Origin of the sequence: Secundilactobacillus oryzae JCM 18671 (assembly GCF_000740055.1) — a bacterium.
GTDB lineage: Bacteria > Bacillota > Bacilli > Lactobacillales > Lactobacillaceae > Secundilactobacillus > Secundilactobacillus oryzae.
In genome coordinates this window covers 1-751 of sequence record NZ_BBJM01000071.1, presented here as the reverse complement: position 1 = coordinate 751, position 751 = coordinate 1, and the positions used below count along the sequence as shown (strand labels likewise).

Here is a 751-nt window from a genome sequence, read left to right as displayed (position 1 = left end):
TTTTCGGGAAAAACCACCGTAACCATCGATTGAAATATTCATTGGATCCCCGTTCCCATGGTGAATACGGGTGACAAAAATAAACTTTAATCTGATAGTCTTGTTCTATGGATCGATAATCGGCAAACTCCTTACCATGATCAACAGTTATAGATTTCACTTGGGAACCGAAGGTCCCCATAAAATTTCCAAAGGTATCATTTAAGGCCTTGGCGGTGCGATTAGGGGCTTTGATAGCCCATAGAAGCCGGGTTTTACGTTCTACAAAAGTGACCAAACATGCTCGTGACTGACCTCGGCTAGAAAGTACCGTATCGACTTCCCAATGACCAAAAGCTAATCGCTGATTGACAGATTTTGGTCGTTGTTCAATGGAAGTCCCACTTGTAAATGTGACACGATGCTCATTAGCTCGGCGCTGTCGGACATTTCGATTAGGTAGATCAGCCAAGTTGAAAGGTAACCAGCCAAGCTTAAGCCAGTTATAAATTGAAGCGGTGCTCAGGTTAAAAGCTGTCGCAATCGCTTCTGGTGACCAAGTTAAACGTAGGTGGTTGGTAATTAAAATTGTCAATGATGGCGTTAGAATTGAATGGCGACCACAAGCCCGCCTTTTATGATCTGCGTCTTGTTGCGCTAATTCGGGATCATAGGGTTTGACCCGATCTAATTCATAGCTAATAGTTGATTTGGCAACGCCTAAGGCGTCAGCCATATCTTGGTAAGTATGATGGCCTTCACTGACCAGTTG

At 43.8% G+C, this 751-nt stretch carries 1 protein-coding gene; it reads right to left on the bottom strand.

The window, feature by feature from the left end:
- Nucleotides 1–751, bottom strand: a 751-nt coding sequence (locus LOSG293_RS09790; protein WP_152551145.1) for an IS30 family transposase, incomplete at both ends; no start/stop codon positions are given.